At 40.3% G+C, this 21,484-nt stretch carries 17 protein-coding genes; 4 read left to right on the top strand and 13 right to left on the bottom strand.

Annotated elements, in window-relative coordinates; translation table 11 throughout:
* Window positions 1–241: 241 nt before the first annotated feature.
* Genes narI through GWI97_RS00300 form a run of 5 tightly spaced genes read right to left on the bottom strand, consistent with a single transcriptional unit; the run spans window position 242 to window position 8,402 of the window.
* On the bottom strand, window positions 242–919 hold the full coding sequence (narI, locus tag GWI97_RS00280; RefSeq protein ID WP_036933169.1) for a respiratory nitrate reductase subunit gamma: 678 nt from the start codon (window positions 917–919) through the stop codon (window positions 242–244).
* Entirely contained in the window at window positions 916–1,641 is a 726-nt protein-coding gene (narJ, locus tag GWI97_RS00285) for a nitrate reductase molybdenum cofactor assembly chaperone (RefSeq protein WP_036938705.1), read from the bottom strand. The genes narI and narJ overlap by 4 nt, the downstream gene beginning before the upstream one ends.
* The gene (gene narH / locus GWI97_RS00290; RefSeq protein ID WP_036933170.1) at window positions 1,641–3,194 is read right to left on the bottom strand and encodes a nitrate reductase subunit beta; all 1,554 of its coding nucleotides are present in this window, start codon (window positions 3,192–3,194) and stop codon (window positions 1,641–1,643) included. Before narH ends, narJ begins: the two co-directional genes overlap by 1 nt.
* Window positions 3,194–6,955: a nitrate reductase subunit alpha gene (locus GWI97_RS00295; protein ID WP_036933171.1), complete on the bottom strand. Its 3,762-nt coding sequence runs from the start codon at window positions 6,953–6,955 to the stop codon at window positions 3,194–3,196. The genes narH and GWI97_RS00295 overlap by 1 nt, the downstream gene beginning before the upstream one ends.
* 52 nt (window positions 6,956–7,007) lie before the next feature.
* Window positions 7,008–8,402 carry a NarK family nitrate/nitrite MFS transporter gene (locus GWI97_RS00300; protein ID WP_036933172.1) on the bottom strand — a complete coding sequence of 465 codons (1,395 nt, stop codon included), beginning with the start codon at window positions 8,400–8,402 and terminating at the stop codon, window positions 7,008–7,010.
* Between the two features lie 297 nt (window positions 8,403–8,699).
* Between GWI97_RS00300 and narX the strand changes: the two genes are divergently transcribed.
* Both narX and narL read left to right on the top strand, forming a co-directional pair.
* Window positions 8,700–10,505 (top strand): nitrate/nitrite two-component system sensor histidine kinase NarX, encoded by a 1,806-nt coding sequence (gene narX, locus GWI97_RS00305; RefSeq protein ID WP_123822508.1) that lies wholly within the window; start codon window positions 8,700–8,702, stop codon window positions 10,503–10,505.
* 25 nt (window positions 10,506–10,530) lie between these two features.
* Window positions 10,531–11,184 carry a two-component system response regulator NarL gene (gene narL, locus GWI97_RS00310; protein ID WP_082239485.1) on the top strand — a complete coding sequence of 218 codons (654 nt, stop codon included), beginning with the start codon at window positions 10,531–10,533 and terminating at the stop codon, window positions 11,182–11,184.
* Here the strand turns inward: narL and GWI97_RS00315 are convergent.
* A complete protein-coding gene (locus GWI97_RS00315; RefSeq protein WP_036933176.1) occupies window positions 11,181–12,083 on the bottom strand; it encodes a LysR family transcriptional regulator in 903 nt (300 codons plus the stop codon). The genes narL and GWI97_RS00315 overlap by 4 nt on opposite strands.
* A 110-nt stretch (window positions 12,084–12,193) precedes the next feature.
* Between GWI97_RS00315 and GWI97_RS00320 the strand changes: the two genes are divergently transcribed.
* Window positions 12,194–12,634, top strand: coding sequence for a PACE efflux transporter (locus GWI97_RS00320; protein WP_036933177.1), 441 nt, complete (start codon window positions 12,194–12,196; stop codon window positions 12,632–12,634).
* Between the two features lie 37 nt (window positions 12,635–12,671).
* Here GWI97_RS00320 and GWI97_RS00325 read toward each other — a convergent pair whose 3' ends face one another.
* From GWI97_RS00325 to GWI97_RS00355, 7 genes are all read right to left on the bottom strand, one after another.
* A complete protein-coding gene (locus tag GWI97_RS00325; protein WP_036933178.1) occupies window positions 12,672–12,902 on the bottom strand; it encodes a hypothetical protein in 231 nt (76 codons plus the stop codon).
* A 102-nt stretch (window positions 12,903–13,004) separates the two neighbouring features.
* A complete protein-coding gene (locus tag GWI97_RS00330) occupies window positions 13,005–13,802 on the bottom strand; it encodes a sulfite exporter TauE/SafE family protein (protein WP_161751798.1) in 798 nt (265 codons plus the stop codon).
* A 202-nt stretch (window positions 13,803–14,004) separates the two neighbouring features.
* A complete protein-coding gene (locus tag GWI97_RS00335) occupies window positions 14,005–15,750 on the bottom strand; it encodes an acetyl/propionyl/methylcrotonyl-CoA carboxylase subunit alpha (RefSeq protein ID WP_103004984.1) in 1,746 nt (581 codons plus the stop codon).
* A 16-nt stretch (window positions 15,751–15,766) separates the two neighbouring features.
* On the bottom strand, window positions 15,767–17,344 hold the full coding sequence (locus tag GWI97_RS00340; protein WP_123822505.1) for an urea amidolyase family protein: 1,578 nt from the start codon (window positions 17,342–17,344) through the stop codon (window positions 15,767–15,769).
* A gap of 14 nt (window positions 17,345–17,358) precedes the next feature.
* Window positions 17,359–18,165 (bottom strand): putative hydro-lyase, encoded by an 807-nt coding sequence (locus GWI97_RS00345; protein WP_087802866.1) that lies wholly within the window; start codon window positions 18,163–18,165, stop codon window positions 17,359–17,361.
* A 2-nt stretch (window positions 18,166–18,167) separates the two neighbouring features.
* Window positions 18,168–18,953, bottom strand: coding sequence for a LamB/YcsF family protein (locus GWI97_RS00350; RefSeq protein WP_036933186.1), 786 nt, complete (start codon window positions 18,951–18,953; stop codon window positions 18,168–18,170).
* A gap of 13 nt (window positions 18,954–18,966) precedes the next feature.
* Window positions 18,967–20,217 (bottom strand): NRAMP family divalent metal transporter, encoded by a 1,251-nt coding sequence (locus tag GWI97_RS00355; RefSeq protein WP_036933187.1) that lies wholly within the window; start codon window positions 20,215–20,217, stop codon window positions 18,967–18,969.
* Between the two features lie 464 nt (window positions 20,218–20,681).
* Between GWI97_RS00355 and GWI97_RS00360 the strand changes: the two genes are divergently transcribed.
* Entirely contained in the window at window positions 20,682–21,341 is a 660-nt protein-coding gene (locus GWI97_RS00360; protein ID WP_036933188.1) for a GntR family transcriptional regulator, read from the top strand.
* Window positions 21,342–21,484: the final 143 nt, after the last annotated feature.

Here is a 21,484-nt window from a genome sequence, read left to right on the forward strand (position 1 = left end):
AAGTTAATTAAATATCACGATATTTAATTAACTTTTTATTTTTAAGATAAATTCATTCGTTTCGTTGAAAATAATTATAAGTGCAATCTTTTTTTAATGAATCTAAAGATTATTGCTTTAACTATTCAAAAAATTTGTTGATGTTTTACGGCAGGAAAAAGAGAAAAAAACCCCCGCGGGCGGGGGTGAGATAAGCGCAATTAAAAGGTCTCTAACTTACTATCAGGAGATGGAACATTCATTAATGACGATTACGAACAATTTGATAGCGGCGGGTTAAATACTCAATTGGCACGCTCCAAATATGAACTAATCGGCAGAATGGGAACAATAAGAAAATCGTCATTCCCAAGAAGATATGTAACTTAAATACCCATGCAACACCGTCAAGATTTGCTGAAGCACCACCATGGAATGTCACAATAGATTGTGCCCATGCCACCAGCTTCATCATTTCACTACCATCCATATGTTGGGCTGAGAATGGGATAGTGAGTAGACCCAACGCAACTTGAATAACCAGAAGTGTTAAAATCATGATGTCACCAAATGAAGATGTGGCCCTTACGCGTGGATTAGTTAAACGGCGTTTTAATAACATCACACCGCCCACTAGCATTAACACACCACAAGTACCCCCCCCCACCATCGCCATAATTTGTTTATATTCAATAGGCAAGAATGATTCATACATCCAGTGTGGCGTTAACATACCTAAAAAATGCCCGGCAAAAATACCGATGATCCCAACATGGAATAAGTTAGAAGCTAATCGCATATTTTTCTTGTCTAGCATCTGACTAGAGCCAGCACGCCAAGTGTATTGACCATAGTCGTAACGTAACCAGCTGCCGATAATAAATACAGCACCAGCAATATAGGGATAGATATCAAAAAATAACATATTGATGTAATTCATTTTTGTGCTCCCGTATCCAACGAATTCCCCACATTGAGATATTGAACTGCCGTTTCTTGTGCAAAACGACGCTGATGTTGGCTAATATTGCTACTGCCACATTGCGTACCTTCTCCAAGGAACGTCACTTGTTCTTCTTCCCACACCGCATCTAACGCCGCAGGTGTATCATCTAAAGGCTCTTTTTCTACTTGAGCTGTTAGTTGTGATGCTTCTAATCCACTTTGTGAGAGGCAAAGCAACACATCAAAAAGAGCGTGATAATCACTGCCTCGTTGTTTTAAACGCTCACCTAACAATGCCAAAATAGGGGCAATGTTGTTTAGCCCTTCAATACACTCTGTTGTAGGTAAAAGTGTCAAATACTCAAGGTAAGTCGGCAAATAGTCAGGGAGTTCACGACTACTTAATGTGATCCCCGCTTGTTGATATTGATTTAGCAAATCAACCATTGCCTGCCCACGATCGCGAGATTCGCCATGAACATGTTCAAATAACAACAGTGACCGTGCTCGACCTCTATCAAAAAGCTCACTGTAATTGGCTTGTGCATCTAACAACTCTTGTTGCGTTAAAGCGTGAATAAATGCCATTAATTTTGCAACTTGAGTCACAGGAAGCTCATCGGCTTCTTGTAATGCATCGATAAGTTCGCCACGGTTATCCCATAATTCTTGTGTGGGATAATCTAAAAGATGAGAAATCACTTTCAGAGAGATCATCATATTTTCTCCTCTGAACGGCGTTCGTCTTGAGGTGTTTTTGATGTGATATCAATCGCATCAATGCGATGACTATTAAACAGGTTAAATTTGCTATCACTACCATGACAACCATCGCCAAAGCTAAAACCACAACCACTACGTTCAGGGAACGCTTCTCTTGCTAATTCACGATGACTTGATGGGATAACAAAGCGATCTTCATAATTTGCAATAGCAAGATAACGGTACATCTCTTGTGCTTGTGCTTCGGTCAACCCTACTTGCTCTAATGCACTAAGATCGGTTTTTCCTTCTACAGTTTCAGCTCGTTTGTAATGACGCATCGCGAGCATACGTTTTAATGCTAATAATACAGGTGCTGTATCCCCAGCTGTCAGTAAGTTAGCTAAATACTGAACTGGAATACGTAAACTTTCTACATCAGGTAAAACACCTGTATGCGGTAACACACCCGCATCAGCAGCAGATTGAATTGGCGACAAAGGTGGTACATACCAAACCATGGGTAAGGTGCGATATTCCGGATGCAATGGTAATGCCAGCTTCCAATCCACCGCCATTTTATACACAGGTGAACGCTGTGCGGCATCAATTACACTTAATGGAATACCTTGCTCTTCTGCTGCTGCAATCACTTCAGGATCGAAGGGATCTAAGAAGATATCTAACTGGCTTTGGTATAAATCTTTTTCATTATCTGCACTAGCAGCTTGTGAGATTTTATCTGCGTCATACAGCATGACACCCAGATAACGAATACGACCTACACAAGTTTCTGAACACAGGGTTGGCTGGCCGGCTTCAATACGTGGGTAGCAGAAAATACATTTTTCAGACTTACCGCTTTTCCAGTTGAAGTAGATTTTTTTGTATGGACATCCGGTTAAACACATGCGCCATCCACGGCATTTATCTTGGTCGATAAGCACAATACCGTCTTCAGCACGTTTATAAATCGCCCCACTTGGGCAGGTCGCCACACAAGCAGGATTTAAGCAGTGTTCACATAAACGTGGTAAATACATCATAAATGTATTTTCAAACTGTCCATACATCTCTTTTTGCATATTTGCAAAGTTTTTATCCGCTGCACGTTTGCTAAATTCACCGCCTAAATCGTCCTCCCAGTTCGGGCCTCTCTCGATTTTAGTCATACGCTGACCGGTGATCAGCGAACGTGGACGTGCTGTTGGTAATGAGCCTTCTGGTGCATTTTTTAAATGCTCGTAGTCATAATCAAATGGCTCATAGTAATCGTCCAATGCAGGCACATCTGGGTTGGCAAAAATTTTAGATAATAGACCAACACGGTTACCCATTCTTGGTACTAATTGACCTTTGATATTTTTGATCCAACCACCTTTCCACTTTTCTTGGTCTTCCCAATTTTGTGGATACCCTGTACCCGGTTTGGTTTCAACGTTATTGAACCATGCGTATTCAACACCTTCACGGCTAGTCCATACGTTTTTACAGGTTACTGAACAGGTATGGCAACCGATACATTTGTCGAGGTTGAGTACCATACCGACTTGTGAACGAATTTTCATTATGCCTTCTCCTGTCCATTCAGGGTTTGTTGATAAGCATCACCTTCACCATCAAGCCAATCAATCTGTTTCATTTTACGCACCACAACAAACTCATCACGGTTAGAGCCAACCGTACCGTAGTAGTTAAAGCTATAAGCTAATTGAGCGTATCCACCAATCATATGTGTTGGTTTAGGGCAAACACGCGTCACAGAATTGTGAATACCACCACGCATTCCAGTCACTTCAGAGCCTGGTAGGTTTATTTGACGCTCTTGTGCGTGATACATATAAATCATGCCATCAGGAATACGTTGGCTGACAATCGCTCTTGCCGTTAACGCACCATTACTGTTGTATGCTTCAACCCAATCGTTATCACTAATACCCATCTCTTTGGCATCATCTTCACTCAGCCACACTACGGGGCCACCACGACCTAGCGTTAACATGAGTAAGTTATCGCTATAGGTTGAGTGAATACCCCATTTTTGGTGAGGAGTTAGGAAGTTCAGCGCTTTCTCAGGGAAACCATTTGGTTTTTTACCTTTAACCGCATCAATCGCCTTGGTATCAATGGGTGGACGGTAAACCACTAAGCTTTCACCGTAAGCACGCATCCACTCGTGATCTTGATACAACTGCTGGCGACCACTTAATGTACGCCAAGGGATCATCTCGTGAACGTTGGTATAACAGGCGTTATAAGAGACATGTTCATCTTCAAGACCAGACCATGTTGGGCTTGAGATAATCTTACGAGGCTGAGCAACAATATCGCGAAAACGAATTTTCTCGTCTTCTTTCACTTTGGCTAAATGAGTGTGATCGCGTCCTGTCACTTTACTTAATGCATCCCACGCTTTTACAGCCACTTGACCGTTAGTTTCAGGTGCTAAAGAAAGAATAACTTCGGCTGCATCAATCGCCGTTTCAATCGCTGGACGCCCTTTTGCTGCGCCATCGTGACGAACTCGATTAAGTTTTTTCAGGAAATCGACTTCTGCTTGTGTATTCCAACTGATCCCTTTACCGCCATTACCCAATTTATCCATCAAAGGGCCAAGTGAGGTAAAGCGAGCATAAGTATTTGGATAATCACGTTCAACAGGAATAAGGTGTGGGGCTGTTTTACCCGGAATAAGGTCACATTCACCTTTTTTCCAATCTTTCACATCAAAAGGCTGAGCCATTTCAGCAGCGGAGTCATGCTGAATAGGCAATGTCACTAAATCGGTTTCAACCCCTAAATGGCCAACACACAATTTAGAGAAGCTTTTGGCGATACCTTTATAGATTTCCCAGTCTGTTTTAGATTCCCAAGCAGGATCAACCGCAGCAGTTAATGGATGAATAAATGGATGCATATCCGAAGTATTCATATCATCTTTCTCATACCATGTAGCGGTTGGTAAAACGATATCGGAGAAGAGACAGGTACTTGACATACGGAAGTCTAAAGTCACCACTAAATCAACTTTACCTTCACCGCCTTTATCTTGCCATTCCACTTCTTGTGGCTTAACTTGGCCTTGCTCACCTAAGTCTTTACCTTGTAAACCGTTTTCAGTTCCCAGCAAGTATTTCAGTAAATATTCATGCCCTTTACCCGCAGAACCTAATAAGTTAGAACGCCAGATAAATAAATTACGTGGGAAGTTTTGTGGATTATCCGGTTGCTCTGAAGCAAAACGGATTTCACCTGATTTCAATGCATTAACGGTGTAATCAGCGGCACTAACGCCTGCCTCTTGGGCTTTTTTCGCAATAGACAGAGGGTTTAAATTTAATTGAGGCGCCGATGGTAACCATCCCATACGTTCTGAACGCACGTTCATATCAACCAAACTACCACTAAAGCGTGATTTATCCGCTAATGGTGATAATAGCTCTGTCGGTGATACGGTTTCGTAACGCCACTGACTTGAGTGATTATAAAAGAACGATGTACTGTTCATATGACGAGGTGGGCGTTGCCAATCAAGACCAAATGCTAAAGGCAACCAACCTGTTTGTGGACGTAATTTTTCTTGTCCAACATAATGTGCCCAACCCCCACCACTTTGACCAACACAACCACAGAAAATCAGCATATTAATAATGCCACGATAGGTCATATCCATGTGATACCAGTGGTTAATACCAGCTCCCACAATCACCATAGAACGACCATGTGTTTTTTCTGCGTTATCCGCAAATTCACGCGCAATACGGGTGATGTCTTGACGGCTTACACCCGTGACTTTTTCAGCCCATGCTGGTGAGTACGCTTTTATTTCATCGTAATTTGATGCGCAGTTCTCATCATTTAAACCACGATCAATACCGTAGTTTGCTAATAGCAAGTCATAGACGGTTGTAACGTATTTTTCTTCGCCATTCGCCAGTGTAATACGCTTAGCAGGCAGTTTATGAACGAGCACATCATCAAGGGCAACACCTTCAAAGTATTCACTTTTGATGCCACCAAAATAAGGAAATGCAACGTCAACAACATCATCGTGGTTCTCTAAAAGCCCCAGTTGTAACGTGACTTCTTCGCCACTCTTACCATCTTTAGGCTCAAGATTCCATTTAGCAGCACCTTCCCAACGAAAGCCCATCGAACCTTGAGGAGCAACCAATTGCTGTGTTTTTTCATCAATAGCAACAGTTTTCCACTCTGGATTTTTCTCTTGATCCAGATTGTTCACTAAATCAGAAGCACGCAACATACGACCTGCAACTAGCTTGCCTGAGTCGTGTTTATCTAACATCACCAACATTGGCATGTCAGTGTAAGTGCGCACGTAGTTACTAAAGTATTCAGTTTGGCGTTTAACGTGGAATTCGTTAAGAATAACGTGTCCCATCGCCATTGCCATTGCGCTGTCAGTACCCTGTTTTGGATTTAGCCATTGATCACAGAGTTTCGCGATTTCAGCGTAATCAGGTGTTACCGCAACGGTTTTAGTCCCTTTATAACGAACTTCTGTAAAGAAATGGGCATCTGGAGTACGTGTTTGCGGTACGTTAGAACCCCATGCAATCAGGTAAGAAGAGTTATACCAGTCTGCTGATTCAGGAACGTCGGTTTGCTCACCCCAAGTCATTGGCGATGCAGGTGGTAAATCGCAATACCAATCGTAGAAGCTTAAGCATGCGCCACCAATCAGAGATAAATAACGAGCACCCGCAGCATATGAGACCATCGACATAGCCGGAATTGGCGAGAATCCGATAATACGATCAGGGCCAAACTCTTTTGCTGTAAACACGTTAGAAGCAGCAATGATTTCATTCACTTCTGACCATGACGAGCGAACAAAACCACCACGACCACGCGCTTGTTTATAGCTTTTAGTTTTTTCTGGCGAGCTAATGATTGAAGCCCAAGCATCGACAGGATCACAGTGTTGTGCTTTCGCTTCACGCCATAATTTAATTAAGCGTTTACGCACCATGGGATATTTAACGCGGTTTGCGCTGTATAAATACCATGAGTAGCTTGCACCACGAGGGCAACCACGAGGCTCATGATCTGGTAAATCCGGACGTGTACGTGGGTAATCCGTTTGTTGGGTTTCCCATGTAACTAACCCATTTTTGACATAAATTTTCCAGCTACATGAACCTGTACAGTTAACACCATGAGTGGAACGGACAATTTTGTCATGTTGCCAACGACTGCGATAACCATCTTCCCAGTCACGATTAACATTTAATTCTTGGCCATGATCCTTTGAAAAGGTATCGCCAAGCTGTTTAAAATAGCGGAATCTATCGAGAAACTTACTCATCAGATACTCTCCCAATGCGCGCGAGCGCTCTCACATTGCGTATAATTCGTCATTATTGTTTATTGTGTTTACGTCCATAGACCAACCAAGTGATCAAGACGCAGGCGATATAAAATAGAACAAAGATTTTCATGGCTCCGGCAGGTGAGCCAGTCATAGCCAGTGATGTACCGAAGGCTTTAGGAATAAAGAAGCCACCAATTGCACCAATTGCAGAGATAAAACCAAGCGCAGCGGCACTTTCTGTCACCGCTTCTTTTTGAGCAGCTTCATCGGAAGCACCTTGTGCTTTCATACGATCAACGGTGATTTTTCTAAACACCACGGCAATCATTTGGAATGTAGAACCACTACCTAAACCCGCGGTCAAAAACAGCACCATAAAAACACCATAGAAAGCGATAAATGAGCCACCAGTTCCATTTTCAGGTAGTGTTAAGAAGAGTAGAGCCGAGAATATCGCCATAATGATAAAGTTAATCAGCGTGACTCGAATGCCCCCAAATTTATCTGACAATGTACCGCCTACAGGGCGAGCTAAAGCACCTAATAAAGGCCCAAAGAAGGCATAATGCAAAATAACGATATCTGGGAATTGGGTTTTAGATAACATCGCAAAACCCGCTGAAAAACCGATAAAAGAACCAAAAGAACACAGGTATAAAATACTTAATAACCAGAGATGACCGCGTTTTAAAACAGGTAATTGCTGGCTTAAAGACGCTTTATTCGCAGCAAGGTCATTCATACCAAACCATGCGGCAACTGTCAGAATAAGCAAGAAAGGAACCCAAATCCACGCGGCATTTTCTAACCATAAACGTGAACCATCAGGTTGCACAACGCCTGGACCACTAAACATTGCAAAAACGCCAACACCTATCACTAAAGGTGCGACTAACTGCATAACGCTCACACCCAGATTACCTAATCCACCATTTAATCCTAACGCACCACCTTGACGGGCTTTAGGGAAGAAAAAGCTGATGTTTGCCATACTCGACGCAAAGTTTGCCCCAGCAAAACCACATAATAATGAAATGACAATAAAGGTTGAGTAAGACGTTGTGGTGTCCTGTACGGCAAAGCCAAGCCAAATACAAGGAATGATCAAAAAGACGGTACTGATTGCAGTCCATCGACGCCCACCAAAGATAGGAATAACAAATGAATAAGGAACACGTAAAATAGCACCAGAAACAGAAGGAAGCGCCGTCAGCATAAACAGCTGATCTGTGGTAAAGTTAAAACCTACTTTGTTTAAATTGACTGCAACGGCACTAAAAAGCATCCAGACGCAGAATGATAAAAGTAAACAAGGAACAGAAATCCATAAATTACGTGAAGCGACCTTTTGACCAGTCTTTTCCCAAAAAACTTTATCTTCAGGATGCCAATCTTCGATCACCCCTTTTCTTATTTTTTCTGGGTGTTGAGTGAGTGCCATAACAACCTCTGTTAACGGTTAAATTGACACCTTTTTACGATTAGAATTGTTAATAAGTCATGATCTGTATCAAGCAAACATTTGTTTGTTTTTTAAGCTAAAGTAACTATTTACACCTAAGTATTAATAGGATTAACCCTACTTTTTCATTTTAAATTATAATGTTAAATGAAAAACATGATAATTTAGCGGAGAAATTACCCCCGTCGGCTATTTAGAGGTAATACTTTAGTAGTATATGACATTTGATACTTTTTTAAGGCAAGATAGCGACTGAATAAATTTGGAAAAACAACAATGACCACGCATAAAATCCAATGGCACTACCGTTTTTCAATTATTAATCAAATCGCAATATTGATGTTACTTTTCACCCTACTGGGTGTGGTAGGCATGGCAATTTCTAACCATATTATTTTAAGTGTACAAGGCAACGCGCACGCGATTAATAAATCAGGATCTTTGCGTATGCAAAGTTATCGCTTGTTATCTGCGTTACCTCTGGATGAGCAACACCGTTATTACCTTCATGAGTTAGAAACTGATTTAGACAGCGATGAGTTACTTCAAGTCCTGAGCAACGCATCATTACAATCACAATATGCTCAGTTAAATACTTATTGGAAAGAAACCTTAAAGCCAACTTTGCTCTATGCTCACCAACGAGATGATGCAAAACAAGAGGTCGCCTTTTTTGTTTCTCAATTAGATAAATTAGTATTAAGCATAGATCAGCTAACAGAACAAAAAATAAGGCTGGTGGCTTACACTCAACTTATATTTACCGCACTCACACTATTACTATTATTTGGCTCCGTCTGGCATTTCCGTCGTCGTTTATTGCATCCTTGGCAACAATTAATGGAAATGGCGAATTCAATTGGTCATGGTAATTTCTCAGCACGCTTCCACCAGCGCGATCATCATGATGAGATTGCGACATTAGGTATCGCACTTAATACTATGTCAGAAGAGCTTTCAACGCTCTATAGTGAATTAGAGAAAAGAGTGATTGAAAAAACACATGATTTACAACAAAAAAATAAAGTGCTCTCTTATCTTTATCATTCAAGCCAGCAATTACATTCCCCGGCACCACTTTGTGCTCGATTAAGACAGATACTATTTGAACTTCAACAAATTATTCCTGATACCTATTTGCAGATACGTTTGTATGAGGATAATCATCACACATTATTTAATGAGATCAGTTTAGAGCCACACTCACGTCCTGAACATTGCCCAGACCAACAATGTGAGCGCTGTGATGAAACCGTTTCAGCCACTATTCCACTAAGCCGTGAACTATTACATTGGGAATTAGCAGATCAGATCCATCGTTATGGGTTATTTGTTATGCAGTTACCAGAACATACCGCCCTGACAGATGAACAGAATAATTTAATGTTATTGCTGACAAAACAAATCTCCGCCATGTTGGCAATGGAACAACAAAATGAGCAACAGCAACAGCTTTTACTCATGGATGAGCGCTCTGCAATTGCCCGTGAATTGCATGACTCCATCGCACAATCACTTTCATGTTTAAAAATGCAAGTCAGCTATTTGCAAATGCAGTCAGAAACCTTACCAGATAATTGCCAAAAATTACTTAAAGAGATGCGAGAAGAGCTTAATGTTGCTTATCGCCAACTAAGAGAATTGTTAACTACATTTCGTTTAAAACTCACTGAACCTGGATTATTGGCCGCATTAGAAAGTACATTAAATGAATTTAATCAGCGACTTGGATTTACTATTAATTTTGACTATCAATTACCCGCAAAGTGCGTAAATTCACATCAAAGTATTCATGTAGTTCAAATTGTGCGTGAAGCATTGAATAATATATTACAACATGCCAATGCCAACTGGGCTGAAGTCTCATTGTCTCTTGATAGTGGCATTATTGAACTAAAAATTAACGATAATGGTGAAGGAATTAGTCCTAACCCTGAAAAATTAAATCATTATGGCCTTATTATTATGCGCGAACGCGCAAATAGCCTAAATGGTTCTTATACTATAAAAGTACGTGAACAGGGCGGTACTCAAGTGTTTGTTAAATTTCCATTAATCACTACTCATAAAGACCCTGTCTAACATGGAGCAAGTCGTAATGAATAACATGGGCTCACCCACAGAAAAAGCGACAATTTTACTCATTGATGATCACCCAATGCTACGCAATGGCGTAAAGCAACTCTTAAGTCTTGATACAACATTAACTGTCGTTGGGGAAGCGGGTGATGGTATTCAAGGTGTAAAGTTAGCTGAAGAATTAGATCCTGACTTAATATTATTAGATCTGAATATGCCAGGAATGAATGGTTTTGAAACCCTTGATCAATTGCGATTAAAGTCATTATCAGGAAGGATCGTCGTGTTTAGTGTATCAAACTACAGCGATGATTTAGTGACTGCGTTAAAACGTGGTGCTGATGGCTATCTTTTAAAAGATATGGAGCCTGAAGAATTGTTAGCAGCACTAAAACAGGCGGCAGCTGGAAAAATGGTTGTCAGCCCTGCATTAACGCCTATTTTAGCGGAATCATTACGTGAAGATCGCTCTGAAGGTGAGCGTGATATTGAGCAACTCACCCCACGCGAACGCGATATTTTAAAACTAATAGCGCAGGGGCTATCTAATAAAATGATCGCACGTAAACTCGATATTACGGAGAGCACGGTCAAAGTACACGTTAAACATTTACTGAAAAAGATGAAGCTAAAATCTCGTGTTGAAGTTGCTGTTTGGGTTCATCAACAACGGGTCGATTAATCAAAATTAGGTACAATGGGCTGATGAGTACTCATCAGCTCAACTAACTCTTTCGCCCCTTTTTGTAGTGACTCTCCTTTTAACCACATGGCATGAATAGGTAATCGCAATTCATTTTTCGTGTTTTTAAACTGAAGCTGTTTTAATTTACCTTTCTGCAATTGTGTATAAATTAGCGAATACGGTAAATTACCCCATCCCATTCCGGCTTCAACCATACCTAATGCCATTTGAAAACTATCGGTTTGCCAATAATTTGTCGCGACTAATGAGCGCTCATCTCTAAGCTCTTTGGTATGGCTAGCTATCATTATTTGGCGAACATTTACTAAATCCTCAATAAATACGCCTGAAGGATGTGCTAGCGCAATATGGCTCGCGGATATCGTTGCCACTAATGACTCAGAGCCAAGATATTGAAACTGCTCATCACCATTCACATACAAGCCACCATAAACTAGGCTCAATTGAATTTTATGTGCATGTAACATCTCAATAATGTCATCTTGTGCCGCGGTTATCACATTCACATTAAGTAATGGATAACGTTGCGTTAATTCTGATAACGCAGGTAATAGATAATCAGGATTAATATCAGCCGCAACACCAATATTTAAGACACTTTCGAGATCCATCGAAAGCTCTTGTGCATGCACTTGTAATAATTTTAATTGTTCTGCGATCATTCTGGCATGAGGCTCAAGTGCCTTCGCTTTTTCGGTCGGCTGAGGCTCTCGTGATGAACGCTCAAAAAGTGCATAACCTAATTCAGCTTCCATATTGGCTATCGCCATGCTAACCGCAGAGGGAACGCGTTTTAATGAACGTGCAGCTGCAGAAAAAGAACCTTTATCCATCACGGCTAAAAATATCGCAATATGTTCACTTGAAAACTGCATGTTCACTCCTGATATTTCAGTTAAATTGATACTAGCTGACTTTTTCTGTCATTCTTGCTGATTTATCTTACGATGCTTAACAACTCTAATCCACAGAAAAAGAGAGAGCAATGCAAGGTATCAAACGAAAAATTGTCTACGTAACAGCTTATGAGATTTTTGGGTGGGTTATTTCATCCGTCGGACTTGCCCTTTTAGCTGATAGCTCTACAGCGGTAACAGGCCCATTAGCGCTTGTGATAACAACAATCGCGGTGAGTTGGAATTTTATTTATAACTGCATGTTTGAATTTTGGGAGAGTCGACAAGTTTCAAGAATTCGAACTTTTAGGCGCCGTCTTGTCCATGCGATTGGATTTCAGCTAACACTGGTGGTCTATTTAATTCCATTAATTGCCTGGTGGCTTAATGTTTCGTTATGGCAAGCGTTAGCGATGGATTTTGCGCTCATCCTCATCATCCCTTGTTATACCTTCACTTATAACTGGGTATTCGACAAAGTGTTTGGTTTACCTAAATCAGCATTACCTGAGAATGTTCCCACAGCCTAGGCGATAAACGCATTGAGAAGAGTGATCCTATGATGGTTCACTCTTTAACAGGATAGATATCTTCTAAGGCAAATTGCTCAATACCGCCTTCTAACTCACAGCGACCTAAACCAATATTTTTATCATCAGCCGTTGTTCTTCTTAACAATTTACCCGTCACTTGAGAAAGCGTTGAGTCAATTTCAATCACACGGTAATACTCTTTCATATAGCTCTCTTCACCTAGCGCCATATAAACTAAAAATTCATCACCTATTTTAATGTTCATCTCGTTGTACTTACTCTTAGTCGTTAATCTAATGATGATAGACTAGTTTAGTCTAACGAAAGGTGATAAGAGAAAAATTGACTCACTCGATATTACATTAAGTTAATTTATTAACTTCCAACTCATCATAATGATGCTGATCAGAATAAATGATAGTGTTATGTATTGAAAGAAACGCTCTGATAAATACACTAAAAGATAGCGTGCTAGCGGAATAGAAAGCAATGAACCTAAACAGAGGATAAGAGCGGTATGTACATCGGTATAACCACCAGCACTATAAGCGATAGCTGAACCACCAGAAAGAATGGTCGTGATAAAAATAGAAGTACCTATCGCCTCTTTAATCCCCATTTGTGCAAACCGCATTAATACAGGCAATACCACTAATCCCCCTCCCACTCCCGTTGCTCCAAGCACAAACCCCGCACTCATTCCTGGTACAAATAAGGAAGAAAAAGTCACTGTAGAAGGTGGTGGCAAAACAATTAGAGGATCTGAAATTGCTGACCTTCTTATCATTCGCTGTAAAAATAAGATCAATGAAAATACGATAGCAACGATCATTAAAATATTAATCGCTGATTCAACACGATCGTAATATTGAGGCTGCGATCCCAACCACGTCACCCCATAACTCGCTAAAAAAGTCGCAGGAAACATAATCGCCAAAATTAATAATGCAGGTTTTAATGGAATATTACCTAGACGAAAATGGATATAAGAAGACGAAAGTTTCATTAACATCGATAGCAAATTAGCCGTTGCCACTGCCGCTAATGCATTCATGCCAAAAAGATAAATCAGGACAGGCAATAAAATAACACCTCCTCCAACACCAGTCGTTGTAATAACTAACCCTATTGCAGCGCCAATAAGCAGTTGTGAGACGAGTAACATCTTATTTCCTTTTGCTGATAATTTAGCGAGCCTAGATTATAGGCAAAATAACTTATAACCAAAAGGAATTAGATATAACAAATAGATATATAAATAAAATTATTATAAAAAAGCCCCTTAATACGAAATTTACTCATATTAAAGGGCGACGTCTAAAGATTAATATTACCCTTATTAATCAATATATTAATTTTTAATACATCTAATTTATTTCAGCTAAAATAGTTTCAGCAGAAAAATAATCACCTGTTTTAGCTTTTTGTAATAATACCCCGCCACGAGATGCAACCACCTGAACTTCCATTTTCATTGCTTCCATAATAGCGATGACATCGCCTTCTTTAACTTTATCACCATCAGATAAGATCCAGCTATGTAATACGCCAGAGATTGGCGCTATCACAGCTTTTTCATTCTCTTCTTTTTCATGACTAGCTTTAATAGCTGTTGGTATTGCCGCAGAGAGCGAAAGTAATTGAGCAGGTAAAGCCAGTTCATGACGACGACCATCAATTTCAATAAAAGTACGAACAAGCTCTTCATTTTTTGCAGGTGTGCTACGAGGGAAATGGGTATTTTTTGCCTGAAAATCTGTTTCAATCCAACGGGTATGCACTTTGAAATCTTCAGTAAAATCGGCATGCTCCATCATTTCACAATGGAAAGGCAATACACTTGCTACCCCTTCAATTTTAAATTCGGATAATGCTCGACGAGCCCGTGCAATAGCTTGTTCGCGAGTTGCACCTGTCACTATCAATTTTGCCATCATAGAATCGAATTGGCGTGAAACCTGATTATTGTCAGTAAAACCACTATCAACTCGCACACCTGGACCTGAAGGCTGAGAAAAATGCGTAATTAAGCCTGGTGTAGGTAAAAAACCTTTGGCGGGATCTTCTGCATTGATCCTAAATTCAAAAGAGTGACCCCGAGGAACAGGCGTTTTATCAATACTTAGCGGTAAACCTTCAGCAATACGTAACTGCTCGATCACTAAATCGATACCCGCCGTTTCTTCTGTAACAGGATGCTCCACTTGTAAGCGTGTATTCACTTCTAAAAATGAGATAGTGCCATTTGCACTTAATAAAAACTCAACTGTACCTGCACCCACATAACCTGCTTTAGCACAAATATCTTTAGCCGACAGGTGAATACGTTCACGTTGTTCGTCTGTCAAATAAGGTGCTGGCGCTTCTTCAATAAGCTTTTGATTACGACGTTGTAGTGAACAATCTCGTGTCCCGACAACCACAACATTGCCTAGTTTATCGGCAATAATTTGCGCTTCAATATGACGAGGTTTATCTAAGAATTGTTCAACATAACATTCGCCACGGCCAAATGCGGTCACTGCTTCCCGTACTGCGGAATGGTAAAGTTCTTCAATTTCTTCCATTTTATGGGCAATTTTTAAGCCTCGCCCACCACCACCAAAAGCGGCTTTGATGGCAACAGGTAAACCATATTGCTTGGCAAAATCTAATACTTCTTTAGCATCATTAACGGGATCCGCAGTACCATTAACAAGAGGAGCACCAACTGATTGCGCAATCTTACGCGCTTTCACTTTATCGCCAAGTACCTCAATCGTTTCAGGATTTGGCCCAACCCAAATAAATCCGGCTTCTTGTACCGCAGCTGCAAAATCCGCACGCTCTGAAAGAAAACCATAGCCTGGGTGGATCATAGTCACTTTATTTTTACGTGCGATATCAATAATTTTATCGATATCTAAATAGCTTTCTTTCGGTAAGTTGCCATTAAGTCCATAAGCTTCATCAGCAAGACGAACGTGTAGTGCATCAATATCATCATTGGCGTAAATAGCGATGGAAGTCGCACCATAGTCCTGACAAGCTCGAATAATACGAACTGCAATTTCACCTCGGTTTGCAATAAGTACTCTATGCTTCACTCGTTGTTTTTGGTTAATTGTTGTCATGAGTGGCATTCTCCTATCAATATTCTTGAAATTCGGTAATTGGATTAAAACGAATTTTAGCGTTAACAGGGATCTGCCCTGCGAGTGGTAAGTGATATTCAGCAACAGCGCCAATAACAGGATATCCTCCTGTTAATGGGTGATCGTTAAGAAACAAAACAGGTTGCCCATTAATCGGAACTTGTATTGCACCAATGCAGGTACCTTCACTCGATAATTCTTGTTGTTCCTCACGCACAAGAGGTGTTTCGCCCAATAAACGTAAGCCAATACGATTAGATTGTGGTGTGACCTGCCATAATTGAGAGGTCAGCGTCTTTATTGCATCTGCGGTAAACCAGTCCGTACGAGGCCCTAAAACAACATCGAGTGTAACGATATCCCCTTCTTTTGGTAGAGTTAATGTCGGTTGTTCCTCCACAATAATACTGTTTGATGCACTTTCATTATTAAGGTGAAGTACATCTCCTTCTTGTAGAGCATGAGGGCCAATTTGCGCTAAGGTATCAAAAGACTGACTGCCTAAAACTTTAGGTAATTCAAATCCCCCTCTCACAGCAAGATAGCTACGCACCCCAGTTGTTGGTATACCTAAAATAATTTCATCACCACGACGAACATCAATAGGTTGATAGTTCGATGGATATTCACTCTCACCCGACTCAGATTTTAGTAAAATAGAACAATTCGCTCCAGTTAAGGCAATAACACAATCTTGTCGTGCTTTAAGTGTCAGTCCACCTTGGGTTATCTCGAGTGCAACAAAAGTTGTGGGATTACCCACTAAACGATTGGCCGCATGTAAAGCGGGTTTATCAAGTGCACCTGAAGCAGATACTCCCATTGATGCAGCACCAAGTCGGCCTTCATCTTGAAATAAAGTTTGTAACCCTGCTGAAATAACATATAGCCCTTTATCATTTAATGAGAGCGGGGAAGCGACTATGGCTTTTTTCTCCGGTAGTGAAACGGTTATCGGTGATTTTTGTGCATCAACAAAATGCACTTCATTTCCCGGTAATAAAAAAGCGGGTTGTTCACGTGAGAGATCCCACATCTTTATTTCTGTGGTACCAATAAGTTGCCAGCCACCAGGGCTTTGTTGCGGATAAACTCCACTAAACTCGCCCGCTAATCCGACCGACCCTGCGGGGATGCGTGTACGAGGCGTTTTGCGACGAGGCACATAAAGCTGAGTTTCATCTGCAATCAAATAAGCAAAACCTGGAGCGAAACCAGTGAATGCAACTTGATAGGTTTGTTCTGTGTGCCTACAGATCACTTCATTTATAGTTATACCTAATAATTCAGCTACTTCACTAAGATCTTCCCCTTGGTAATGAACCGGGATCGTTAATGACTGTGTTTGACGTGCTGATACCGCTTTGACTTCTAATTGTCGAAGCTGAACAACAAGTTCTTCAGCTGTGATTAGCCACGGCGTATAATGAATTAAGAGTGTTTTTGCCGCTGGAACAATATCTTGGATCGCTTTAATATCAGCTTGCTTAACTGACTCATAGAATGCGAGAGTCTCTTTTAAAGAAGATAGCTCAACTAATAAATGCGATAAATTAACAGGTAAAAAGCGCAAAGCATCTTCCTCCCTTATACGTGATAAGCTACATCAGGCACATCAGTAATAAACATATGTCCTGGTGCATGACTTAATGCAAAGGGAACACCCGAGCGCATTACCGCGGCTTGAGGTGTTACACCACAAGCCCAAAATACAGGGATCTCACCTTGTTCAATTCTCACTGGTGCACCAAAATCTGGCGACATGATATCTTTAATACCAAGCATTTCAGGTGAACCTATATGTACCGGTGCACCATGTACCGAAGGAAATCGACCACTGATCATTACCGCATCAGCAACTCTATCAGCCGGAATAGGACGCATTGAAACCACTAATTCACCTTCTAATCGCCCTGCTGGACGACACAAGCGATTCGTTTTATACATCGGGACATTGCTGTTATCTGTGATATGACGAATTTCAATCCCCGCTTCTAACATGGGCGTTTCGAAAGTAAAACTACAACCAATAAGAAACGTAACAAGATCGGGATGTTGTGCCCAAATTTCAGTAGCATCCGTAATTTCATCCGCTAATTTGCCATTTTCCCAAACACGGTAAAGAGGAATGTCAGTACGCAGATCGGCACCTTTCGCTAAAACAGTACGATAACTACCTGATTCACAAACATCTAATATCGGACAACTTTTAGGATTACGCTGAGCATAAAGTAAGAAGTCAAATGCCCAATCACGAGGCAAACTAATCATATTAGCTTGTGTCATTCCTCTCGCCATTCCTGCTGTTGGTATCGATAAGCCATGACGAATGGCTAATCGAGCCTCTTGTGCTTTGGTGATTGCATCAGCCGTTGCTTTCATTAAGTTTGTCATATTTAGCTCTCACTTTTCAGTAAAGCAGGCGCAAATGGTTTAATTGCAACACCATGATTTAGCAAAGTTTCTTTTACGCTTTTAGCTAAATTGACTGCATCAGGACTATCACCATGAACACAAATAGAATCTGCTTCTATAGCAGTAAAAATACCTTCTATAGACTCAATTCCCCCTTCTTGTACAAGTTGCAACATACGTTGTGCAACACGTTTCGGATCATGTAAAACAGCGCCCTCTTTTTTACGAGAAACCAGCGTACCATCAGCGTGATAAGCTCTGTCTGCAAATGCTTCCGCTATTACACGAAGCCCTTTTTCTTTTGCAAGGGTAATCAAAGATGATCCCGCTAAAGCAACTAAGGTAAGTTGAGGGTCAATCGCAAGAATAGCCTCAATAACCGCAATTGCTTGGCGTTTATCATGAGCTATTGTGTTATAAAGCGCACCATGCGGTTTAACATAAGTCACGTTCATACCAACAGCTTTAGCTAATCCTTGCAAAGCGCCTATTTGATAAATCACATCAGCGGTTAATTCATCACTAGCGATATCCATATTACGACGGCCAAAACCTACTAAATCAGGATAGGCAACATGTGCACCAATCGCGACACTATGCAGTTTTGCCGCTTTTAATGTTTTCAGAATTCCCTCAGGGGATCCCGCATGAAAACCACAGGCAATATTGGCACTACTGACTATTTCGAGTACCGAATCATCATTGCCCATGCTCCATTGACCGAAGCTTTCACCTAAATCACTGTTTAAATCGATGGCATTTATCATTGTTATTATTCCTTTAAACAATCTTGAGGTAGTTGAAAATCGCACCTACTGACATGATGCCCATATACCAAGTCAGCAAACAGACTAAAATGCCTGACCATAACAGCCATGCTGGATATTTATAGCCATTCATTAAGTCTTGACGACGCCATGCAACAAAAATAAACAGCGTCATACCAATAGGTAAAATCAAACCATTAAAACCACCTGCAAAGACTAATAAAGCCGCAGGGGCTGTTCCCATCATCATGTAAATAGCTAATGAAACAGCAATAAAGATAATAGTTGCGATATTACGTTGGCGCTCTGTGATCTCTTTTTTAAACACTGTAATAAATGACATAGAAGTGTAAGCAGCACCAATAACACTAGTAAGAGCCGCGGCCCATAAAATAAGACCAAAGATACGTAATCCGGTTAAACCCGCAGCATGCTGAAATGCTTGAGAAGCAGGATTTGCAGCATGACTAGAAATATCTAATGTTACGCCACTAGCTACAACACCCAAAATAGCAAGGAATAAAATGTAGCGCATCAATCCAACAACTAAGATACCTTTCGTTGCGGCACTCGATACCGCTTCAATGTTCTCAATCCCCGTTGTTCCTTTATCAAGAAGACGATGAGCACCGGCATAACAGATATACCCTCCTACTGTCCCGCCAACAATAGTGGTAATTGTGGCAAAGTTAATAGAATCAGGTAAAACCGTTTGTTTTAATGCTTCACCAAGAGGCGGATTAGAAGCAAACATGACAAAAACAGTCAGTAAGATCATGACAAGGCCAAGAACAATAATCATACGGTCAATAAAATTACTGGCTTTACGCGAAGAGAAAATATAGATCGCAAGTAATGCACTTAAGATCCCTCCCCATTTAGGATCTAGCCCAACCATAGCATTAAGCCCTAATCCTGCGCCTGCTATATTACCGACGTTAAAAACCAAGCCACCGAAGATAACTAAGATTGCTAACAAATAACCACTACCTGGAATAGCTTTGTTGGCAATATCTGAAGCGCGCATATTGGTTACCGTGATCACTCGCCAAATGCTTTGTTGCACAATAAAATCAATCACGATCGACGCTAAGATCCCAAATGCAAATGCAGCCCCCATTGTCGCTGTAAAAGTTGCAGTTTGTGTAATAAAGCCGGGACCTATTGCCGAGGTTGCCATTAAAAAAATAGCGGCAATCAGTGAAGAACGTCTATTTTTTATAAACGAAGTTGGAGCTGTATTTGCAGAATCTTGTGTAGCCATAAGCTACCCCCTTTATCATCATTATTTTAATTATTATTACTAAGGCAATTTACATGCCATTGTTGAGCATGAACACGTAATTGTTAATCATCTGATATTAGATTGTTGAACAATTAATAATAGATGAATAAATAAGCAAATAGATTTAAATATGAGATGATAAAAGTGTAAAGAAGATCGCATTTTTAACATTTTCTTGACAATTGGTGATAGTTTATTCGTATTAAAAATGCACGAGAATGAGGCATAAAAAGAAAAGATGCACAAAAATAGTGCGTTTAAATGAAGAAAAATAAATTTGAGTACTAAAAATTGACGAACAAAAATTCAATTTTGTTAATAAAAAGAAACAGAAAGTAACAACGTAGAGGGTGATAAGGGCAACATACCGCGACAATAGAGGTTATATATTGTAAAGCTCACTGATAGAATAGATGTTTCTATTAAGCTAATAGCAGAAGATAATGCAGAAAAAAACATCACCACAAATTCTTTCTCAAAAAGTCGCCAATATTATTCGGCAAAAGATCACTATCGGAGAATTACCTCCTGGCGAAAGGCTTTCAGAAACCGCATTAAGTGAAACGCTAGAGATATCTCGTAATACTTTAAGAGAGGTTTTTCGTGTTCTAACTCAAGAAGGGCTTTTAACTTATAAACCTAATCGTGGTGTTTTTGTTTCAGTGCCAGATATGGCCTCGATTATGGATATTTATCGTGTAAGACGGTTAATTGAGTGTGATGCGTTACGACATTCTTATCCTATGCACCCTGCCATTATTAAAATGCAAGATAATGTTAATCAAGCAAAAAAGTTTCAAAAACAACAAGATTGGAACAGTGTAGGAACCTGTAATATGCATTTTCATACCGCTATCGTTGAGCTTTCTGATAGCCCCAGATTATTTAAACAGTACCAACTTATTTTAGCAGAATTGCGCTTAGCATTCGGTTTATTAAATGATCCTCAATTGCTACATGCACCTTATATTGAGAAGAATGAACAAATTTTAATGCTTTTAATGGATGGAAAAGCACAAGAAGCAGCAATAGCAATGGAAGACTATTTAGAAATTTCAGAAAGAACGGTACTAGCAGCATTCTCTCGTCATAATTTTTGTTAATTATTCATTAATAATAGAAATAAAAATGCCCTATATCGGGGGCATTTAATTTTCTCATCATTTGTTCTATTTAAAAGTACAAACGCAAAAAAGCCAACCCAGTGGGTTGGCTTTCTCGTCTTATTTAATGCCTGGCAGTTCCC

It is taken from the genome of Proteus sp. G2300, from assembly GCF_009915965.1.
Classification (GTDB): domain Bacteria; phylum Pseudomonadota; class Gammaproteobacteria; order Enterobacterales; family Enterobacteriaceae; genus Proteus; species Proteus vulgaris.